We start from the raw sequence: 252 nt of genomic DNA on the forward strand, positions 1-252 counted from the left end.
CGTTTTTTCCACCACGCCATCCATGGCCAGGGCTTCGCCCAGGCGGATCGGCAGGCGACGCAGCTCTTCCACCAGCTCGGCTTCCACGCCGGCGGCCAGGGTGCCACGTACCTGGCCCAGGGACAGGGTCAGCAGCAGCAGGCCCACCAGTTGGGTGGTGAAGGCCTTGGTCGAGGCCACGCCGATCTCGCGACCGGCCTGGGTCAGCAGGGTCAGGTCCGATTCACGCACCAGGGAGCTGATGCCGACGTT

General features: G+C 67.9%; 1 pseudogene. It reads right to left on the bottom strand.

Features of this window, described 5'->3' with window-relative positions:
* Window positions 1-252, bottom strand: a pseudogene (locus SB725_RS32705) (glutamine--fructose-6-phosphate aminotransferase); the annotation flags it as partial.

Origin of the sequence: Pseudomonas sp. SIMBA_041, assembly GCF_046535095.1 — a bacterium.
GTDB classification, from domain to species: Bacteria; Pseudomonadota; Gammaproteobacteria; order Pseudomonadales; family Pseudomonadaceae; genus Aquipseudomonas; species Aquipseudomonas mucoides.